We start from the raw sequence: 16,458 nt of genomic DNA, 5'->3' as shown, positions 1-16,458 counted from the left end.
GCCCAGTCAGCACGCTAAGATTCATCGGCTTGAGACGGCATGCGCAGACCGATGTCACCCAAGCTTTGCCGCAACAGCGGGACCGCCATATCGCCAATCAATTGCTTAAACGCCGCGCCGTCGTCATCCAGGGAGGCAAGCGCCTGTTCGTCAACCTTAAAACTCTCCGAAAGCGTGCGGGCGATAACGTTGCGCGACACCGGATCGATGAGCTTGATCATTAGCTGCAAAGAGGTTTGTCCCTCGAAGATTCGATACCTGCCAACCCCCACCTCTATCACCGCATCGTAGCGGCCCATCGCCACATAATCGACTGGCGTGGCGTTCTGACCGTACCAGGCCTGAATCGCCTGATGCCAATGTTGCAAACTGGCGTCGCCCGCCGTCGGCAACTGATAATACTCAAGGCTCAATTCCCCTTTACGATTTTCCGCAGACAGCAAACCGCGCAGTTTCTGAGCCGCAGCCCTGGCCGGTGTCCAAAGCAAATCGGCACTCGCCGAACCGCCCGCGGCTGTTGGCGCTGCCTTGGTCATCGAATCCACATCCGCCGTATGAGTGTCACTGACCATGCCCGCAATTTGGATGCCGCCAGGGATTTGATAAAGCTCCGTGGGCAGCGCAAAACCCAAGGCCATGTTTTCGAAATGTCGATAAGCCGGATCGCGGCGCTCGATCAAATCCGGTATTACTTCCAGCGGCGGGGCTTGCACCGGCACAATCAAGAAACTGTGCAATTGATCGATTTGTGACGCGGCCGGCTTAATACTCGGCGCCGTACATGCCACCAACAGCCATGGCAAAGCCAATCCCATCAGGACTTTTTTATGGTCGGCAAATAGCCAGGTAAACGAACATTTTGAAGTTTTCATGATTTCCTCCGCGCCAGTGAATGCCATCGAATCGATACATTACTAAGATGGCACTATAAAAACCGCTTTGATATAAGACAAGCGATATTTATTGGACTTTAATATCGACAAATGCAATATTAAAACCATGGACATCGATCAAATCAGAACCTTTTTAAGCGTCGCAGCTAACGGCAGTTTTTTGGAAGCCGCCAATCGCTTGTACGTGACGCAATCCACCGTCAGCACCCGCATCCAGCGCCTGGAAGCCTATTTGGGCGTCACGTTGTTTGTCCGTAATCGCTCCGGCGCCACCTTGACCTTGCCAGGCCGGCGTTTTTTGCGGCATGCCAAATCCTTACTATTAACACTGGAACAAGCCCGGCACGACATTGGCCTGCCCAGCCGGTTTCGCGGCAGCATCAGCATTGGGGCGCGGATTGCCTTGTGCGAAACCTTGTTGCCGGAATGGATAGGCGCGATAAGACAGGCTATGCCGGATATTTCCATCCGTAGCGATATCGGTTTTGAAGAAGACTTGATGCGCAGTTTGGTGGAAGGCGCATTGGACATCGGCTTGATGTACACCCCCCAGCACAGCCCTGGCCTGCAAATCGAACATTTATTCGATGAAACATTGGTGCTGTTGACCACCGATCCCAAACAGCCCTGGCCAAACGACGATTACATTTATGTCGATTGGGCACCCGGGTTTTACGCCCAGCACAGCAATAGTTACCCCAATCTGGAACGGCCGGCGCAGGTGGTCAATATCGGCTGGATGGCGGTACAGCTGATTCTGGCACAAGGCCGTGGATCGAGCTTCCTGCCGGTGCGCCTGGCCGAACCACTGCTGCAAGCCGGCAAACTGTTTCCGGTCGCCGACAGCCCGCAATTCAAATTACCGGCATATATGGTGTCGCAGCGCGATAACGATGCGCCGGTTTTGCAGCAGGTGCTGGAACAGATCCGCGCCTTAGCGGTACTGGAACGACAAAAGGTTTACGCGCTTCCAGATCAATCCAAGGTTGCCGACGCGACATGAAACGCATCGGCATGGATGTCCTGCAAGGCCGCACCCTGTAAAAACGCCTGGCGTTTAGTTTGATGCACCATGTCCGGATGGCCGCACAAATATAGGCGCCAACCTTTCAGACTGGGCAACAGGGTCATTGCCACATCATTGGCTCGACCCTTGGCCACGCCGTCAGGCGCGTCGCCGCGTGATATACACGGCGTGTAGTGAAAATTAGGGTACTGGCTAGCGAGATCCTGCATTTCCTCCAGCCAATACAAACCGTCCATCTCGCGGCTGCCATGAAACAGATGGATCGCCCCCTTATGACCGTGATGCAGAGCTTCGCTGACAATCCCGGCCAAGGGCGCCAAGCCGCTACCGGTGCCGATCAGTAACAGATTATTCTCTTGGCTCGTGGGCAGGTAGTAGCACAGCCCTTGCGGATCAGAAACCTCTAACTTGTCGCCGACATTCAGTTCCTGGTGCGCCCATTCGCTGAAGCGACCGCCGGCCAAGCGGCGAATATGAAAGCTGAGTTTGTTGGCGTGCAAGCGATTGTTGGCAATCGAATAACTGCGAGTCAAACCGTCGGCGCGTTTCAGATTCACGAACTGACCGGCGTAATAATCCAAGGCATCCTTGCATTGCAAGGTGAGTTGCAGCGTTTCCGCATTCAGCAAACGTTTTTCAATTACCGTCGCTTCGGTAAAAAATTCGGCCAGCGGACTAATGCTGATCGCCATATCCTGCTGCGGATAACACAGGCAGGCCAGGAAATGGTTCTGATGGCGCAACACTTCTTTTAACCCGTCTTGCGCCGCCAGCGGCGGCGGGCCCTGCAAGCTGCGCACCATACAGCTCTGACAGGCGCCCTGCCGACAACCATAGGGGATGTCGATGTTTTCGCGCAGACACGCGTCCAGCACGGTTTCACCAGACTCGCAAATAATGTCGCGGTCGTTCACGCTGAGTTTATACAAGTTCATCCCCTACTCCAGCGCCTAGCGGTCCAACACGTCGTTACGCGTGCTTTCGGCAATAGCCGCGACTTGATTGATCAGCTCTTGCGGCACGTTCAGCTCTTGTAAGGTAGCCGCCAGATCCTCGACCACCGCGTCAAAATGCGAATCGTCCAAACCCAGTTTTTTTACCAGATGCGCATGGGCCTGACGCATATCGGCGCCGGAATAGTTATTAGGACCGCCGAAGGCCATGGTTAAAAATGACTTTTGTTTGGCTGCTTGCTTGTCCATATCGGTGTTATCGAAAAAGCGGTTGATGCGGTGATCGCTCAAGACTTTGCGATAAAAAATATCGACGGCTGCATTAACGGCCGCTTCGCCGCCGAGTTGTTCGTAAAGAGTTGCCGTGGTTTCGCTCATGATGGTCTGCCCTTGGTTGCAAATTAAAAATGCGGCTGTTCAAAGCCGAGCGCAGAGTAAGCGAAAAAAAATACTTTTGCAATATTTTTATTATAAAAGTTATTTATATGGCAAAAATAGGATTGCAGTGCTTTGCCTGCCAGTTGATCCGGCGTAGAATGCCGCATCCCTTATTTCCGACCACCCCACATTCACATGGTCAAACTCACCGGCTCACGCCAGGAACAAATCTTAAAATTACTGCTGTCCAGCGCGGCCGGTATGAGTATCGACGAGCTGGCCGCGCAATTGGAAATCTCCAGAAACGCGGTCAAACAACATCTCACCGGTTTGGAAAAAGACCAATTGGTTGCAGAAGCGGCCCTGAACAGCACCGGCGGCCGGCCTTCGCGCAATTACACGCTGACCGAACAAGGCCGTAACCGCCTGCCCAAGCAATATCCCTGGTTCTGCAACTTGTTGCTGGGCGAGTTGAAAGCTGAACTCGGTGAAACGGCTTTGCGGCAAATGCTGTGGCGTATGGGCGTTAATCTGGCACAGTCGCTGGCCCCGCAATTCAGCGGCAAAGACCCGGCACAAAAGCAAAGCGCGCTGGTGGAATTAATGCAATCGCTGGGTTATCACGCCGAAATGGATACCGAACAAGCGCAGCCGACCATTAAAGCCGTTAATTGCGTTTATCACGATCTGGCCCAGCAACATCCGGAACTGTGCGAATTCGACCGCGCGCTGATGTCCACCCTGTTGGACAAACCCATCGAGCAAACCGCTTGTATGGCCTTACAGGATTGCGCCTGCAAATTCAAAATCTGCAATGCGGGTGCGTGAGCCAACTTGCCAACTAATCCAAACAGTTGCAACAATCTCCGGCTTTTAGCTCAAGCTGCTTAGCACAATACGAGGGTTTTTCTAAGCGGCGGCTCTCAGTGGTACAATGTCGGCTTCCAGAATGACTTTTTTGAATTGCGACCATGAGCCAACCTTTCCGTACGACAATCAGCCTGTTTAGCGGGCTGCTGTTATTGTTAACCGCCTTCTCGCTGCAAGCCGCCAGCCCGATTTTCACCCCCGCCGCCCCTAGCGTCGCGGCCTCCAGCTATTTCTTGATGGACTTCGATAGCGGCCGGGTATTGGCCGAAAAAGATGCCGATAAACGCGTATCCCCTGCCAGTTTGACCAAAATCATGACGGCCTACGTGGTGTTCCGCGAACTGAAAGCCGGCCACTTGACGCTGGACGAAAAAGTCACCATTAGCCAAAACGCCTGGGAAACCGGCGGATCGAAGATGTTCGTGGAAGTGAACAAACAAGTCGGCGTAGAAGACTTGCTGCAAGGCATGATCATTCAATCCGGCAACGACGCCAGCGTGGCCTTGGCCGAACACGTCGCCGGTAGCGAACAAACTTTTGCGACGATGATGAACGAACAAGCCAGCCGCCTGGGCATGGCCAACAGCAATTTCGAAAACGCCACCGGTCTGCCCAGCCCTAACCATTACAGCTCGGCGCATGACCTAGCCACGTTGGCCCGCGCGGTGATTAAAGAGTTTCCGGAATACTATCGCTGGGACAAACAGAAAGAATTTACTTACAACGGCATCACGCAGCAAAACCGCAACCTGCTGTTATGGCGCGACCCTTCGGTTGACGGTTTGAAAACCGGTTTTACCGACGATGCCGGCTATTGCATGGTTGCCTCCGCCAAGCGCGAAGACATGCGGCTGATTTCTGTGGTCATGGGTACCGCCAGTGCTGGTGCCCGCTCTAACGAGAGCCAGTCCTTGTTAAATTACGGTTTCCGCTTCTTCGAAACTCATCGCCTTTACGAAGGCAATAAACCGCTGGGCGAAGCTCGGGTCAGAAAAGGTGTCACGTCCAAAGTCCCGGTCGGTTTACCGGAAGACCTGTATGTCACTGCCCCGCGCAAACACTTTAATGAATTGAAAGCCGAAACCCAGATCGACAAGGCCGTATTCGCGCCGCTGAATAAGGGCGACACCGTCGGCAGCCTGAACATTTCGCTGGCTGGCGAATCCATACTCAGCAAACCGCTGGTCTCCTTGGATGCGGTAGCCGAGGGCGGTATTTTCCGCCGACTGTACGATGCCGCCATCGGTTTGCTGGAGAAAGAATGACCGAACAAGTCTATCTGAACGGCGCTTATCTGCCATTAACCGACGCGAAGGTGTCGGTGCTGGATCGCGGTTTTTTATTCGGCGATGGCGTCTACGAAGTGATTCCGGCTTATAAGGGCCGGCTGTTCAGACTGGAAGACCATATTACTCGGCTAAACAACAGCCTAAACGGCATCCGTTTACCGTTGCCGCATAGCGTCGCGGACTGGGAAGGGATTTTCCGGCCACTGCTGGCGGATGACCGGGATCAATATATTTATCTGCAAGTCACCCGCGGCTATGCGCCGAAACGCGATCACGGCTTTCCCGAGCAAATCGTACCGACGATATTTGCGATGAGTGCGGAAATCAAGCCTTTCGCCGGCCGGGTCGACGGCATCAAGGCGATCACGCTGGACGACACCCGTTGGCAGCTCTGCAACATCAAAGCCATCACTTTGCTGGGCAACATTCTGCTCAGACAGGAAGCGCTGGATCAAGGCTGCGCGGAAGCGATACTGGTACGCAACGGTTACGTCGTCGAAGGCGCGGCCAGCAATCTGTTTGCAGTGCTGGACGGCGAACTGATCACACCGCCAAAAAGCCATGAAATCCTGCCCGGCATTACCCGCGACGTGATTCTGGAACTGGCGGCCGCGCATAATATCCCGTATCAGGAAGACATCATCGCACTGGAAGCGCTGCACAACGCCAGCGAAATTTGGGTTGCCAGTTCCACCCGCGAGATCGTGCCGGTTATCGAACTGGACGGCCAGCAAGTCGGCGACGGCAAGCCCGGCCCCATCTGGAATCGCATGGACGACTTACTGCAAGCTTACAAAACATCACTGTCATGAGCGAAACCGAAAGTTTACTGGAATTTCCCTGCCAGTTCCCTATCAAGGTGATGGGCAAACATCGTGACGATTTCGACGCTATCGTCGTCGAGATCGTCCGCCGCCATGTACCGGACATCCTGGAAGGCGCGGTCACCACCCGGCCCAGCAAAGGCGGTAATTATCTGGCGGTGACGGTAATGATCGAAGCCCATAGCCGCGAGCAACTGGACGCGATCTACATGGGGTTGACGGCCTGCCCCGATGTGCTGATGGCCCTATAAAACGGACTGATGCCAAGTAAGGCGGCGACCGTCCTGCGTAATTTGGGGCGACAAGACTATCTCGGCGTCTGGCAAGCCATGCAGCAGTTCACCGCGGAACGCGATGGTGACACGTCAGATCAAATCTGGATCGTCGAGCATCCGCCGGTTTACACCCTGGGTTTAAACGGCAAGCGCGAACATTTACTAAAAGCCAACGCTATCGAAATCGTCGAAAGTGATCGCGGCGGCCAAGTGACCTATCACGGCCCTGGCCAGTTGGTCATTTACCTGCTGGCCGACTTACGCCGACTCAACAAAGGGCCACGGCAGATGGTCACCATTCTGGAAAACGCGGTGATCGATACCCTGCGGCAATACGGTATCTCCGCCCAGGCACAACCCAAGGCACCAGGCGTCTACGTCAACGAGCGCAAAATAGCCTCGTTGGGACTGCGTATCAAACACGGTTGCTGTTACCATGGCCTTAGCGTCAATAACGATATGGATTTGGCGCCGTTTGCAGACATCAATCCCTGCGGATACGCCGGCTTGCAAGTGACGCAATTGGCCGATTTAGGCGTTAAAATAAGCACTCAGGAACTAGCCGTGCCGGTTGTGCATCAATTGCTGCAAGCGATAGAAATGTAAGACAAACAAACTCAACAAGCCTCGCCAATAATGCCAGGCTTGCGGAGACTCAAAAACGAACTTAAGTGCCCGGTGGCAATATGACCCTCAACGCCCCATCCCGCTCCACACCAGAAACTCATCAACGCAATGCCGACAAGTTGTCGCGGATTCCGGTGAAGGTGGAAAAGCCCGAGCAAATCTTGCGCAAACCGGACTGGATCCGCATCAAATTACCAACCGGCGACCAAGTCAACCGCATCAAGCAATCCCTGCGCGAGAACCGCCTGCATACCGTCTGCGAAGAGGCCGCCTGCCCCAACTTGAGCGAATGTTTCAGCCACGGCACCGCCACTTTCATGATCATGGGCGATTTATGCACGCGCCGCTGCCCGTTCTGCGATGTCGCCCACGGCAAACCGCAGCCTTTGGATGCGGAAGAACCGGCCAATCTGGCCGCGACCATCGCCGCGATGGCTTTGAAATACGTAGTCATCACCTCGGTAAACCGCGACGATTTGCGCGACGGCGGCGCCAGCCATTTCGCCGCCTGTATCACGGCAGTGCGCAGCCAATCGCCCAGTACCACCATCGAGGTGCTGGTACCAGATTTTCGCGGCCGGATGGATACAGCGCTGGACATCCTGCAACAACAGCCCTGCGACGTGTTCAATCACAATCTGGAAACCGTGCCGCGCCTGTATCTGCAAGCGCGCCCCGGGGCGGATTACCACATTTCCCTAAAACTATTGCAACAACACGGTCAGCGCTTACCCAATGTGCCGACTAAATCCGGCTTGATGCTAGGCATAGGCGAAACCGAAGCAGAAGTGGTCGAGGTGATGAAAGATTTGCTGGCCCACGGCGTCAGCATGTTGACCCTAGGCCAGTATTTACAGCCCAGCAAAGACCATCTGGCGGTGCAGGAATACATCCATCCCGACCAATTCCAGAGCTATGCAGAAATTGCCCGCGAACTGGGCTTTCAACAAGTCGCCAGCGCACCCTTGGTAAGATCTTCTTATCATGCGGATTTACAGGCGGCGGGCGTTGGTAAATAGCTCTACTACCGCCAACGAAGCACCGTAGAGACGCAAAATCTTGCGTCTCTACGAATAAGCGGTAAAACTACTAATTTTAAAGACCAATACCTCACCGAAAGCCTATGAATTCATACAGAACCTTTACTTTGGCAACTACTGTCGTTCTGGGAACAGCGCTAATCAGTGGCTGCTCGTTTTCCACTAGCTCCGAGAGCTCGTCCGACAGCGTAGGTAGCTTGTCCGACAGTTCCGGCGGCATCTTCAAAAGCGCATCCAGCCCTTTTACCTCCAGCTCCGACTCGTCGCGTAACAAGCGCGATAAATACGAAACCGATGTGGCCGACTATACCGCTACCTTCGTGGTATCTAGCAGCGGTACTCTGGACAGTTTTCGCGGACATCTTAGCGAACTGGCCGAAAGTCATGAGATCACCAACTGGGAAACCGACCGGAATACTTACGTAGGCATCGGCCGCGGACTTGCTAAAGCCAAGCTCGGCAAACCGCAAATTTCGGCGTTTACCGAAAGTTTGAGCGATAACGAGCCCTGGAAGAAACAGGCTATTGAAGAAGGTTTGAAAAAATAATCCCGCAGTCCGTCGCCCACTTGGTCATGCCAGTTGCTGGCTTGAAATTCGCAAAGTGGGCGCTGACGCTGGGCTATTGTCTTTGGGTAGCCGTTGCCGAAGCAGACCAAAGTCATCATTTCGAATTCCTGTACATAGACGCCAACGAAGGCAGCGCCAGCGGCGGCCATGCCGCCATTAAATTCGACCGGCAAGTCTTCCATTTTCAGCACGTCGAACCTGGCCTGCTGCGTTTGTATCGCAACGATGCGGCCGCCTTTGAGTTTGCCTACGGCTTTCAGGAGAACCGTAACATATACGGTCACCGCATCGAAGTTTCAGAGGATTTTTTTCAAGCACTACGGGATACATTTAGTCGCCGCCTGCTCATTCAAAATCAGCAATTATCACTATTACAAGCTCTGCACGACGATCAAGCGCTGGTTTCAGGCTTGCAACATCTTGGCTCCGCGCCGCCTCTACCGATAAAAGGATTGGGTTATTTTTTGACGCAATACCGGGCGACTGAAGCGCTCCCTATCGAGGCTGGCAACAGCAGCCAAGCACTACAACAATTGCACGAGGCAATCGTTAACGAGTATGGCGAAGATTTTTTGGTGGCCAAACGCCAACAAGCTTGGCAAACCCTGCAAGCCCTGAAACCGGAGGTGGCGGTTAACCCCACGGTTAACGAACCCTCAGATACTCGCTTTACCGCCACGAACAGTTCGTTTGCCGAACGCTACCACAATCAGTTGCTGAATCTGGCCGCGCTGGATGTACTGCAAGCGAGGCTATCGCCGCGTAGCGAAAGTTTGTTACAAATTCCGGAGACGGCATTCAGACTCAACCCAACGCAACGTGCCAAGCTGCAAGATTTTCGGCAACGTTTGTTTGCCGATTTAATTAGACTGATGCAGAGCCAACGCAGCGACTGGGGTTATCCGCTGCTGGTGGGTATGGCCCGTTTACATGCGTTGGACCATGCCATCGCCTCAGGCTATCTAAGCGTGCTGGACCGCAGCCGCGCGGAAAATGACGACCCGCAAGCCACTATTATCGATGAAGACAACTTGCCGGCAGCGCTGCAATACAGTCAAGAGTTGTTTGCAGCGACGTCCAAACAACTGGACAGCCCCATAGCATTGGATGAAGTTGCTTACTCGGAACTTGAGCTAAGCGCGACAGCGCTAATGCAATTGCATAAGCCGCGCGATGACCAGCAGTCTTTGAAGCTGTTGCCATTGACAACCACGCCGTCGCGACCGGCAGCGGCGGAATTGATTGGTTTACCGCTGCCAATAAACGAACTGGCGTATGCCCAAAACAGCGTCGCGCAGCAAATCGAAACATATCAAAACCAATTGCAATCCTTGTATGGCTATAACCTGCTTAACCGTAATTGCGTCACGGAAATATTTCGGCTCATCAACCAGACGATTTCTGACATGTCGGCTACAGCCGAGGAAAGTAAAAGCCAGGCGTCGCAGCGACTGCTGGGCGGTTACGTTGACGAAGACGACTTGAATATGATTCCGTTTGTCGCCTATGACCAGATAGGAAACGCATATCGACTCAGCACCAGCTTCCAGCGCCGGCCCTACAGAGAACGGCAGCGTCAACTGCGTTACCGGCAGATGCCGCAATGGCAGGTGGATTTACAGGAATCCAATACCCTAAGTTCGAGGATTTATAAATGGAACGGGGACGACGCGGCGTTTTTATTCTTCACTCAAGATCAGCTATGGCCTCGGCCATTGCAGGGCGGCTTGAATCTGGCGATAGCCGGCAGCCAGGGCCTATACGGCTTGTTCAGCTGGCCTTGGGATGACGGGGACAATTTACGCAAAGGCTTGAAAGGCATTATCGTCAGCCTGCCGGAACTGCTGTTCTTTAACATCCGTAAAGGCTCGTTTCCTGGATTGCTGCCGGAGGCAAGCATATATCAGCCTGAGGCTTTTTAACGGGACTACCTGGCGGGTATCGACATAGCCAATCTAACTCTCAGCGGGACGGGGCGAATAATTCGTTGGCGTTTTACCGGACTGCTCTCAGACCTTAGGCAGTTCGGCGTAAAATTTTCGGGCATCAGGCGCGAACGTCAATAAATCTGCCTTTACCACCTTCGGTACTTTGATCGGCTTCTTTAACAACCGTTTGGGCTTGCTGGAACGCTTGCGTGGGGCTGTTTGACTGGGCCTTTTTGACTGTTGGAACATTTGCCCCGGCAGCACTATGAATTTGGGACGCACCTGAATTAATTGACATATATGACATTGGCTACTCTTTTTCACGGATTTAATTGCTACAACTCTACTCGAGAGCGGCCAATTTTATTCTAAGCCCCCTGTACGAGTTGCATGCTGCCTCGCAGTTTCCGAGATAAGTTTTATAACAGGTTCGCAGCATAGCCTGGGCAACTGACCCGAATCGTCCGGCGTCCCGCATTGATCCGTTCTCGTGATGGTTTTGGCAGAGAGTTGGCTGGGAAATCATCAGCCGGTATTCCGCTTATCGACCCGTCCTATTGATTACTGTCATTGCGTTCGGACCAAATTTTTTGAAGCCTGACCTAGACTGCCCTATGACAGGCTCTTTGCAAGCTGTAACAATATTGCGGGTTAAGCGTTGTAGCATCGATCAACGCTTTATGACCGGACCCGCTGGCGCCGCGTTTTGCGGCGCAAAAGGCGGTGGAGTCGGTGTCGTGGTTGCGGCTGGGGTGGCAAAATCGAAGGTAGCGATACAGTTGACACCGCCGATTAGTTCGTCGCTGGGGTTGGGTAAGGTCATGCGCACCGTAAAGCTACCGCTGGCCGGATCGATCAATTGGTCAACTTTGGTGACCGTGGCTTTCACGACTTTTTTGACCGGCAGTTCAGGGCGTACGTCCACTTCCATACCCGGTTGAATCAGGCCAAAGTATTCAGTCGGCGCGATCAACTCAACCCGCAAAGGATTCACTTGCGCCAGTTTCATAATCGCGCGATCACTGACCGACTCGCCGGGCATGGCATAGCGGTCGATGACGATGCCGTCTATCGGACTTTTGATGGTTTTAACCTCCAGTTGTGCCTCGGCCATTTCCAATGCCAGCATCGCCGATTTTTTGCGTTCCTCTGCCTTTTTCAACTCGATTCCGGCTAACACCACTTCGGTTTCGACTTTGTCTTTCTCGATTTGAGAAATAACACTGGTCGTGGCTAAGCTGCGATAGCGGGCTCGGTTGCGCGTGGCGTACTCCAATTTCACTTTCTGATTGCGTACCTCGCTATTGGTCTCGGCATCGGCCTTGGCCTGGTTGAACTTAGCCCATTCCACCGAGGCTTCCAATTGGGCAAGCGGCTGGCCTTTGGCGACGTGATCGCCCTTATCGACCAACAGCGCTTCGACGGTACCGGCAACCGGACTGCTTAGCTCGACGTACATTTCCGGCTTGACCATGCAATCCAGATTGGCGGCAAGCACGGTGCCGCTGAACAGGCCAGGGCCGAGTAGTGCGCGAAAAAAATGGTGGCGTATGGACATGTAAAAGTTACTAATGGATTAATTTGACTCGATTTGAAACGGTCTGATTTTTAACAAAATAGTAAATTCAAGGCCACAGCGTTTATTCAAACTTGCCGGAAAACGCCAAAATACGCGACAAATGCTTGTCCTGTTTGCTTAATTGCCTTCTGATGTTGCGCTGTTGCCGCTCTTTGTAAGTTTGCGGCAAGCGTAATATCAGTTTTCCCAACAGCGCCGGCAAAGCTTGCTGATCTTTAGCCAGACCGGCCAGAGCCTTGAGGATAGCAGACGAATAAAACTCCCGCAGCGCTACATCCTCTAGCGACAGTATCGCTTCGCAGCTACCCGGATCGCCTTGCCGGGCGCAACGGCCGTATAGTTGCCGATCTATGCGCCGAGACTCGTTACAGTTCAACGCGATCACATGCAAACCGCCCAGCTCCGCCACGCCCAAGCCCAATGCAATATCGGTGCCGCGGCCTGCCATATTGGTCGCCACGGTAACGGCATTTAGCTGGCCGGCATGGGCAATAATTTCCGCTTCGTGTTGATCTTGCTCGGCATTTAATACCCAGTGAGGAACGCCGGCCTGCTCCAACCATACGCTGACCTCCAGCGATTCAGCGACCGAACCGGTACCAATCAATACCGGCTGGCCTAGTGAGTGCAACTCGCTGACCCGTTGTAGAAACACGCGTTGCTTGGCTACCTGCGTGGCATAAATCCGCTCACTGAGCAAAATCCGTTTCGACACTCTATGAGTCGGCACTTTTATGCTATGCAAACCATAAACGCGCTGCATTTCCGTTGCTACTTCCCGCACCGTGCCCGAGGTACCGGCCAGTTTGAGATAGCGACTGAAAAAGCGCTGATAACTGATCCTTGCCAGAGGTTCGCGTTGTTCGGAAATCAAGCAACCTTCCTTCGCTTCTATCATTTGCTGCAAGCCTTGTTCCCAGGAGCGATCTTCCATCACCCGGCCGGTAAACTCATCGATGATTTGGACCTTGTTGTCTTTCAGGATGTATTGTTTGTTGCGCTTGAAGCAATACTCGGCGATTAGCGCCTGCTTGACCATAGCCTCCCGCCAGCGCTTGTTTTTCCAACTCGGCCCCAAGCCGATAATCATATCCGCAATAGTATTTTCGCCTTGCGGCGTCAGTTCAACGTCGCGAGTTTTGGCGTCCATGACAAAGTCGTCGTTGATGAACAACGATGAGGCCAGATACAAAGCATCACCATAGGTTTCCGGAGACTCCTGATTCGGCCGGGTCTGGGTGATGATCAGCGGTGTTTTGGCTTCATCGATCAGCACGCTATCGGCTTCGTCGATAATGGCAAAGCATAGGCCGCGCATGATCAGAGCGTTGCTATGCGGCTGCTTGATTTGCCGTTGAATCTGCTTGAATTGAAATTTCAACAAGCCCACATCTTCACCCATTTCAATGCGGTCGCGCAGATAATCAAAGGCAATTTGTTTATTCGTCGTGTGTACGATGGGTTGTTGATACAGTTTTCGGCGCAGCTCAAGATCCATGCCGTCAACCACCGCGCCGGATTTCAAGCCCAGGCGCAGATAAAGCGGTTTCAGAATCTCCGCATCGCGCGCCGCCAAGTAATCGTTGGCCGTAATCACATGCACCGGGATGCCCGCCAAGGCGGCGGTGCAGGCCGGCAACGTCGCCGTCAGCGTCTTGCCTTCGCCGGTTTCCATCTCCGCCAGCATGCCGTTGATCATTAACCAGCCGCCAAACAATTGCACATCAAAATGCCGTTTATTCAGAGTCCGACCGGCGGTTTCGCGAATCAGCGCGAAGGCGCTGATCATCAGCTCTTCGGTCAGACCATACCTGTATAGATTTTCCCGCAGCTCCAGAATAGCGATGGTCAACTGTTGCTCGTTGTAGTTGCTTAACGGGGCAGCAATTTTTTCAACTCGACTGACGATATAAGGCTGGCTGAACCGCTGGTGGTGCAGGCGTTTGTGGATTTTGTCGAAAAATGCCGCCGCGCCTTGTTCGAAATCGCTTAGCCGACTTTCCGGTTTTTGCGGGTAGCTACCAAAGCGCACCCCAGGACGCAGCAAAAGCTCAGACATTGAACTGCCTCAAAAACACCTGGCGTACCCGGCGGTACAGCTGAGTCATAATCGATTCGCCGCCATGGTTGATCCGAACATAGGCGCGCATGCCTATCGGTAGATTTTTCGGCGGCGAGAAGTCCAGATCGACCAAAAAGATTTTTTGCAGGGTTTGCATGTCTTTTTCGTTTTCCGTATTCACGCGGATCTTGCCGCCGCCGGTGGTCGCCAGGGCCGGGCTGGGCAGCGTATTGGTCGCTTCCGGCGCCAGCCTGATAATGTGGGCCGGGTAGTCCCGATACGGATCACTCACCAGGCGCACATTGATTTCCGGGCTGCCTTGCCGTAGCAGGCCAATATTGTCTTGGGTTACCACCATACGGATCGTCGGCGGTTGTTGGTCCATTATGTAGCCGATCAATTCGCCTTGGCGCAAATAGTTGCCGGTCAGGTCGTCGGCATCCGGCAATAAAACATAGCCGGATTTGGCAGCGCTAATCGTCATCGCAGCAGCTTTTTTGTGCAAATGATCCAGTTCGGATTCGGCGACATGTAGCGATTCTTTCAAAATTTCCGCCTTCACCAAATCCGACTCTTTTTCCGCCCGATATTGGCTTTGTAATTCGGCAACTTTGGCGCGGGCGATCTTGGCTTTGGTTTCTAAGGCATCGTCATGCATAGTCAGCAAGACATCGCCCTGATTCACAAACTGATTGGATTTAACCAACAGTTCGCCGATAAAACCCTCTTGCTCCACCTTGATCTGTGCTTCATCGGGTAGCCAGACCACGCCTTCGGCCAGGGTGTAATGCGGAATCGGCAAGACGCCGATCAGCAAAATAAAAAACAACGCCCCCCCTGCCGTAGTCAGCAGCGCCTTGTCTCTTTTCCGACCCAGGCTGGGGCTGGTGAACACAAAACGGATTGCCTTGTACAGCGGTAACACTATCTGCAACGACACCATCAACAAGGCGACGACGACACCCAAGGAGAAAAATTTTTCGGTCAGATAAACACAGACGAACCACAACATCATCAGCCGGTAAATCAGCGATGCCAAACTATAGATGACAAACCAAGCCGTTTCGCCCGGCGCGGAGGCCGGAGACACCGCCTGTTTCAAGTCAAACAAATACCGTTGGGCGAAATAGCCCCAGATTTGGCTTGAGCGCTGGTACAAATTAGGGATACTGAGCGCATCGGCCAGAATGTAATAGCCGTCGTACTTCAATAGCGGGTTGCCGTTAAAAAACAGCGACGACACGCCACCGGTCAGCAGGATGTCGAAACCAATATCCTGGACAAAGCCCGTCTCGGTGCTCAAAAACAAGAATAAACCGAGCGCGGCCAGAAAGCCTTCCACCAAAATGCCGGCGGCGCTGATCAATATCCGGTCGTATTTGTTACGCAGATGGTTGGCGGCTGAGACATTGACGTAAGGCACCGGTATAAACAATAAAAAATTGACGCCCATTTCATGCACTTCGCCGCCTTTCACCTTCATCGCAAAGCCATGTCCCAATTCATGCAGGATTTTGATCAGCGGATACAGCAGGAACAGGATTAAAAAGTTGTAGGGTGCCAAAGCATTCAATTCGAAATGATGGCTGATTTCCTGCCAATTCGCTCCGGCTTGCAGCAAAGCGATCGCGACGACCAGCAGCCAGACCACGCCGAATTTAACGCTGTACAAACCAGCCACTTTGGACACATGTTTGCCGAGAAACTCGTCCGGATCCCACAGCGGTAATTTCAACGACAGTGGGTTCAACAGCCGCTGATTACTTTTCGCACTGTTCCGTCGGGCTTGACGCTCGAACAATTCTTCGGTGTTGACCAAGGCGTCAGTTTGGATCAAATCGGCCTGATGCAATTGTCCCAGCAGCTGAATGAGGTCTTGTTGGCTGGGCGCGTAGTCACCCAGTTGCCGATTCAGGGTGTCGGCAATCTCTTGCACCGTTAACTTACCGTCCAGTAACCCGATAAACTGATAGGCCAGGCTGTTAAAGCGCTGGTGGCGGGCAGTATTGGGGTCTTCCAGAATGTACCAAATCAGGCCGCGATACTCGTGGCGATGGATCTCGATATGGCTGTGTAGCCTGGGCTTGAGTTTGGCGACTCGGTACCAATGCGGACTGAAAAGTTCATTAGCCATGACGCAGCCT

The 16,458-nt window shown here is 53.3% G+C and carries 16 protein-coding genes; 9 read left to right on the top strand and 7 right to left on the bottom strand.

The features are described from left to right. Positions 1 to 14: 14 nt before the first annotated feature. A complete protein-coding gene (locus ACR64Q_RS03610; protein WP_313733609.1) occupies positions 15 to 872 on the bottom strand; it encodes a hypothetical protein in 858 nt (285 codons plus the stop codon). Between the two features lie 91 nt (positions 873 to 963). On the opposite strand from ACR64Q_RS03610, the gene ACR64Q_RS03605 reads away from it, so the two are divergent. Continuing rightward, on the top strand, positions 964 to 1,896 hold the full coding sequence (locus ACR64Q_RS03605) for a LysR family transcriptional regulator (protein WP_483823269.1): 933 nt from the start codon (positions 964 to 966) through the stop codon (positions 1,894 to 1,896). Here the strand turns inward: ACR64Q_RS03605 and ACR64Q_RS03600 are convergent. Continuing rightward, on the bottom strand, positions 1,869 to 2,855 hold the full coding sequence (locus tag ACR64Q_RS03600; RefSeq protein ID WP_313733607.1) for a 2Fe-2S iron-sulfur cluster-binding protein: 987 nt from the start codon (positions 2,853 to 2,855) through the stop codon (positions 1,869 to 1,871). The two genes, ACR64Q_RS03605 and ACR64Q_RS03600, sit on opposite strands and share 28 nt — an antisense overlap. 15 nt (positions 2,856 to 2,870) lie before the next feature. Beyond that, a complete protein-coding gene (locus ACR64Q_RS03595; RefSeq protein WP_020485015.1) occupies positions 2,871 to 3,251 on the bottom strand; it encodes a group I truncated hemoglobin in 381 nt (126 codons plus the stop codon). A gap of 195 nt (positions 3,252 to 3,446) precedes the next feature. On the opposite strand from ACR64Q_RS03595, the gene ACR64Q_RS03590 reads away from it, so the two are divergent. From ACR64Q_RS03590 to ACR64Q_RS03555, 8 genes are all read left to right on the top strand, one after another. Continuing rightward, positions 3,447 to 4,079, top strand: a complete 633-nt coding sequence (locus ACR64Q_RS03590) for a helix-turn-helix transcriptional regulator (RefSeq protein ID WP_026603737.1) — start codon at positions 3,447 to 3,449, stop codon at positions 4,077 to 4,079. Between the two features lie 143 nt (positions 4,080 to 4,222). Next, positions 4,223 to 5,386: a D-alanyl-D-alanine carboxypeptidase family protein gene (locus tag ACR64Q_RS03585; protein WP_313733606.1), complete on the top strand. Its 1,164-nt coding sequence runs from the start codon at positions 4,223 to 4,225 to the stop codon at positions 5,384 to 5,386. Further along, on the top strand, positions 5,383 to 6,222 hold the full coding sequence (locus ACR64Q_RS03580) for a D-amino acid aminotransferase (RefSeq protein WP_313733605.1): 840 nt from the start codon (positions 5,383 to 5,385) through the stop codon (positions 6,220 to 6,222). Before ACR64Q_RS03585 ends, ACR64Q_RS03580 begins: the two co-directional genes overlap by 4 nt. Next, the gene (locus ACR64Q_RS03575) at positions 6,219 to 6,485 is read left to right on the top strand and encodes a YbeD family protein (protein ID WP_064010275.1); all 267 of its coding nucleotides are present in this window, start codon (positions 6,219 to 6,221) and stop codon (positions 6,483 to 6,485) included. The genes ACR64Q_RS03580 and ACR64Q_RS03575 overlap by 4 nt, the downstream gene beginning before the upstream one ends. A 9-nt stretch (positions 6,486 to 6,494) precedes the next feature. Beyond that, positions 6,495 to 7,115: a lipoyl(octanoyl) transferase LipB gene (gene lipB / locus ACR64Q_RS03570; RefSeq protein ID WP_313733604.1), complete on the top strand. Its 621-nt coding sequence runs from the start codon at positions 6,495 to 6,497 to the stop codon at positions 7,113 to 7,115. Positions 7,116 to 7,195: 80 nt separating this feature from the next. Then, the gene (gene lipA / locus ACR64Q_RS03565; RefSeq protein WP_313733603.1) at positions 7,196 to 8,155 is read left to right on the top strand and encodes a lipoyl synthase; all 960 of its coding nucleotides are present in this window, start codon (positions 7,196 to 7,198) and stop codon (positions 8,153 to 8,155) included. Between the two features lie 104 nt (positions 8,156 to 8,259). After that, positions 8,260 to 8,724: a putative lipoprotein gene (locus ACR64Q_RS03560; RefSeq protein ID WP_313733602.1), complete on the top strand. Its 465-nt coding sequence runs from the start codon at positions 8,260 to 8,262 to the stop codon at positions 8,722 to 8,724. Positions 8,725 to 8,765: 41 nt separating this feature from the next. Further along, a complete protein-coding gene (locus ACR64Q_RS03555; protein ID WP_483823268.1) occupies positions 8,766 to 10,667 on the top strand; it encodes a hypothetical protein in 1,902 nt (633 codons plus the stop codon). Between the two features lie 124 nt (positions 10,668 to 10,791). Here the strand turns inward: ACR64Q_RS03555 and ACR64Q_RS03550 are convergent, their stop codons facing one another. From ACR64Q_RS03550 to ACR64Q_RS03535, 4 genes are all read right to left on the bottom strand, one after another. Then, positions 10,792 to 10,980, bottom strand: a complete 189-nt coding sequence (locus ACR64Q_RS03550; protein WP_152428981.1) for a hypothetical protein — start codon at positions 10,978 to 10,980, stop codon at positions 10,792 to 10,794. Positions 10,981 to 11,343: 363 nt separating this feature from the next. Beyond that, a complete protein-coding gene (locus ACR64Q_RS03545; RefSeq protein WP_313733600.1) occupies positions 11,344 to 12,231 on the bottom strand; it encodes an efflux RND transporter periplasmic adaptor subunit in 888 nt (295 codons plus the stop codon). An 82-nt stretch (positions 12,232 to 12,313) separates the two neighbouring features. Continuing rightward, a complete protein-coding gene (locus ACR64Q_RS03540) occupies positions 12,314 to 14,311 on the bottom strand; it encodes a preprotein translocase subunit SecA (protein WP_313733599.1) in 1,998 nt (665 codons plus the stop codon). Further along, positions 14,304 to 16,448 (bottom strand): biotin/lipoyl-binding protein, encoded by a 2,145-nt coding sequence (locus ACR64Q_RS03535; RefSeq protein WP_313733598.1) that lies wholly within the window; start codon positions 16,446 to 16,448, stop codon positions 14,304 to 14,306. The genes ACR64Q_RS03540 and ACR64Q_RS03535 overlap by 8 nt, the downstream gene beginning before the upstream one ends. Between the last annotated feature and the right edge of the window lie 10 nt (positions 16,449 to 16,458).

It is taken from the genome of Methylomonas sp. 2F7 (assembly GCF_057126975.1).
Note: the sequence above shows the minus strand (reverse complement) of the source record. Positions and strands in the feature narration are given on the sequence as shown.

What these genes read in the sequence shown, in the direction of transcription:
- ACR64Q_RS03610 (WP_313733609.1), bottom strand. Translation starts at nt 872, where the DNA reads ATGAAAACTTCAAAATGTTCGTTTACCTGGCTATTTGCCGACCATAAA.
- ACR64Q_RS03600 (WP_313733607.1), bottom strand. Translation starts at nt 2,855, where the DNA reads ATGAACTTGTATAAACTCAGCGTGAACGACCGCGACATTATTTGCGAG.
- ACR64Q_RS03595 (WP_020485015.1), bottom strand. Translation starts at nt 3,251, where the DNA reads ATGAGCGAAACCACGGCAACTCTTTACGAACAACTCGGCGGCGAAGCG.
- ACR64Q_RS03590 (WP_026603737.1), top strand. Translation starts at nt 3,447, where the DNA reads ATGGTCAAACTCACCGGCTCACGCCAGGAACAAATCTTAAAATTACTG.
- ACR64Q_RS03585 (WP_313733606.1), top strand. Translation starts at nt 4,223, where the DNA reads ATGAGCCAACCTTTCCGTACGACAATCAGCCTGTTTAGCGGGCTGCTG.
- ACR64Q_RS03580 (WP_313733605.1), top strand. Translation starts at nt 5,383, where the DNA reads ATGACCGAACAAGTCTATCTGAACGGCGCTTATCTGCCATTAACCGAC.
- ACR64Q_RS03575 (WP_064010275.1), top strand. Translation starts at nt 6,219, where the DNA reads ATGAGCGAAACCGAAAGTTTACTGGAATTTCCCTGCCAGTTCCCTATC.
- lipB (WP_313733604.1), top strand. Translation starts at nt 6,495, where the DNA reads ATGCCAAGTAAGGCGGCGACCGTCCTGCGTAATTTGGGGCGACAAGAC.
- lipA (WP_313733603.1), top strand. Translation starts at nt 7,196, where the DNA reads ATGACCCTCAACGCCCCATCCCGCTCCACACCAGAAACTCATCAACGC.
- ACR64Q_RS03560 (WP_313733602.1), top strand. Translation starts at nt 8,260, where the DNA reads ATGAATTCATACAGAACCTTTACTTTGGCAACTACTGTCGTTCTGGGA.
- ACR64Q_RS03550 (WP_152428981.1), bottom strand. Translation starts at nt 10,980, where the DNA reads ATGTCATATATGTCAATTAATTCAGGTGCGTCCCAAATTCATAGTGCT.
- ACR64Q_RS03545 (WP_313733600.1), bottom strand. Translation starts at nt 12,231, where the DNA reads ATGTCCATACGCCACCATTTTTTTCGCGCACTACTCGGCCCTGGCCTG.
- ACR64Q_RS03540 (WP_313733599.1), bottom strand. Translation starts at nt 14,311, where the DNA reads ATGTCTGAGCTTTTGCTGCGTCCTGGGGTGCGCTTTGGTAGCTACCCG.
- ACR64Q_RS03535 (WP_313733598.1), bottom strand. Translation starts at nt 16,448, where the DNA reads ATGGCTAATGAACTTTTCAGTCCGCATTGGTACCGAGTCGCCAAACTC.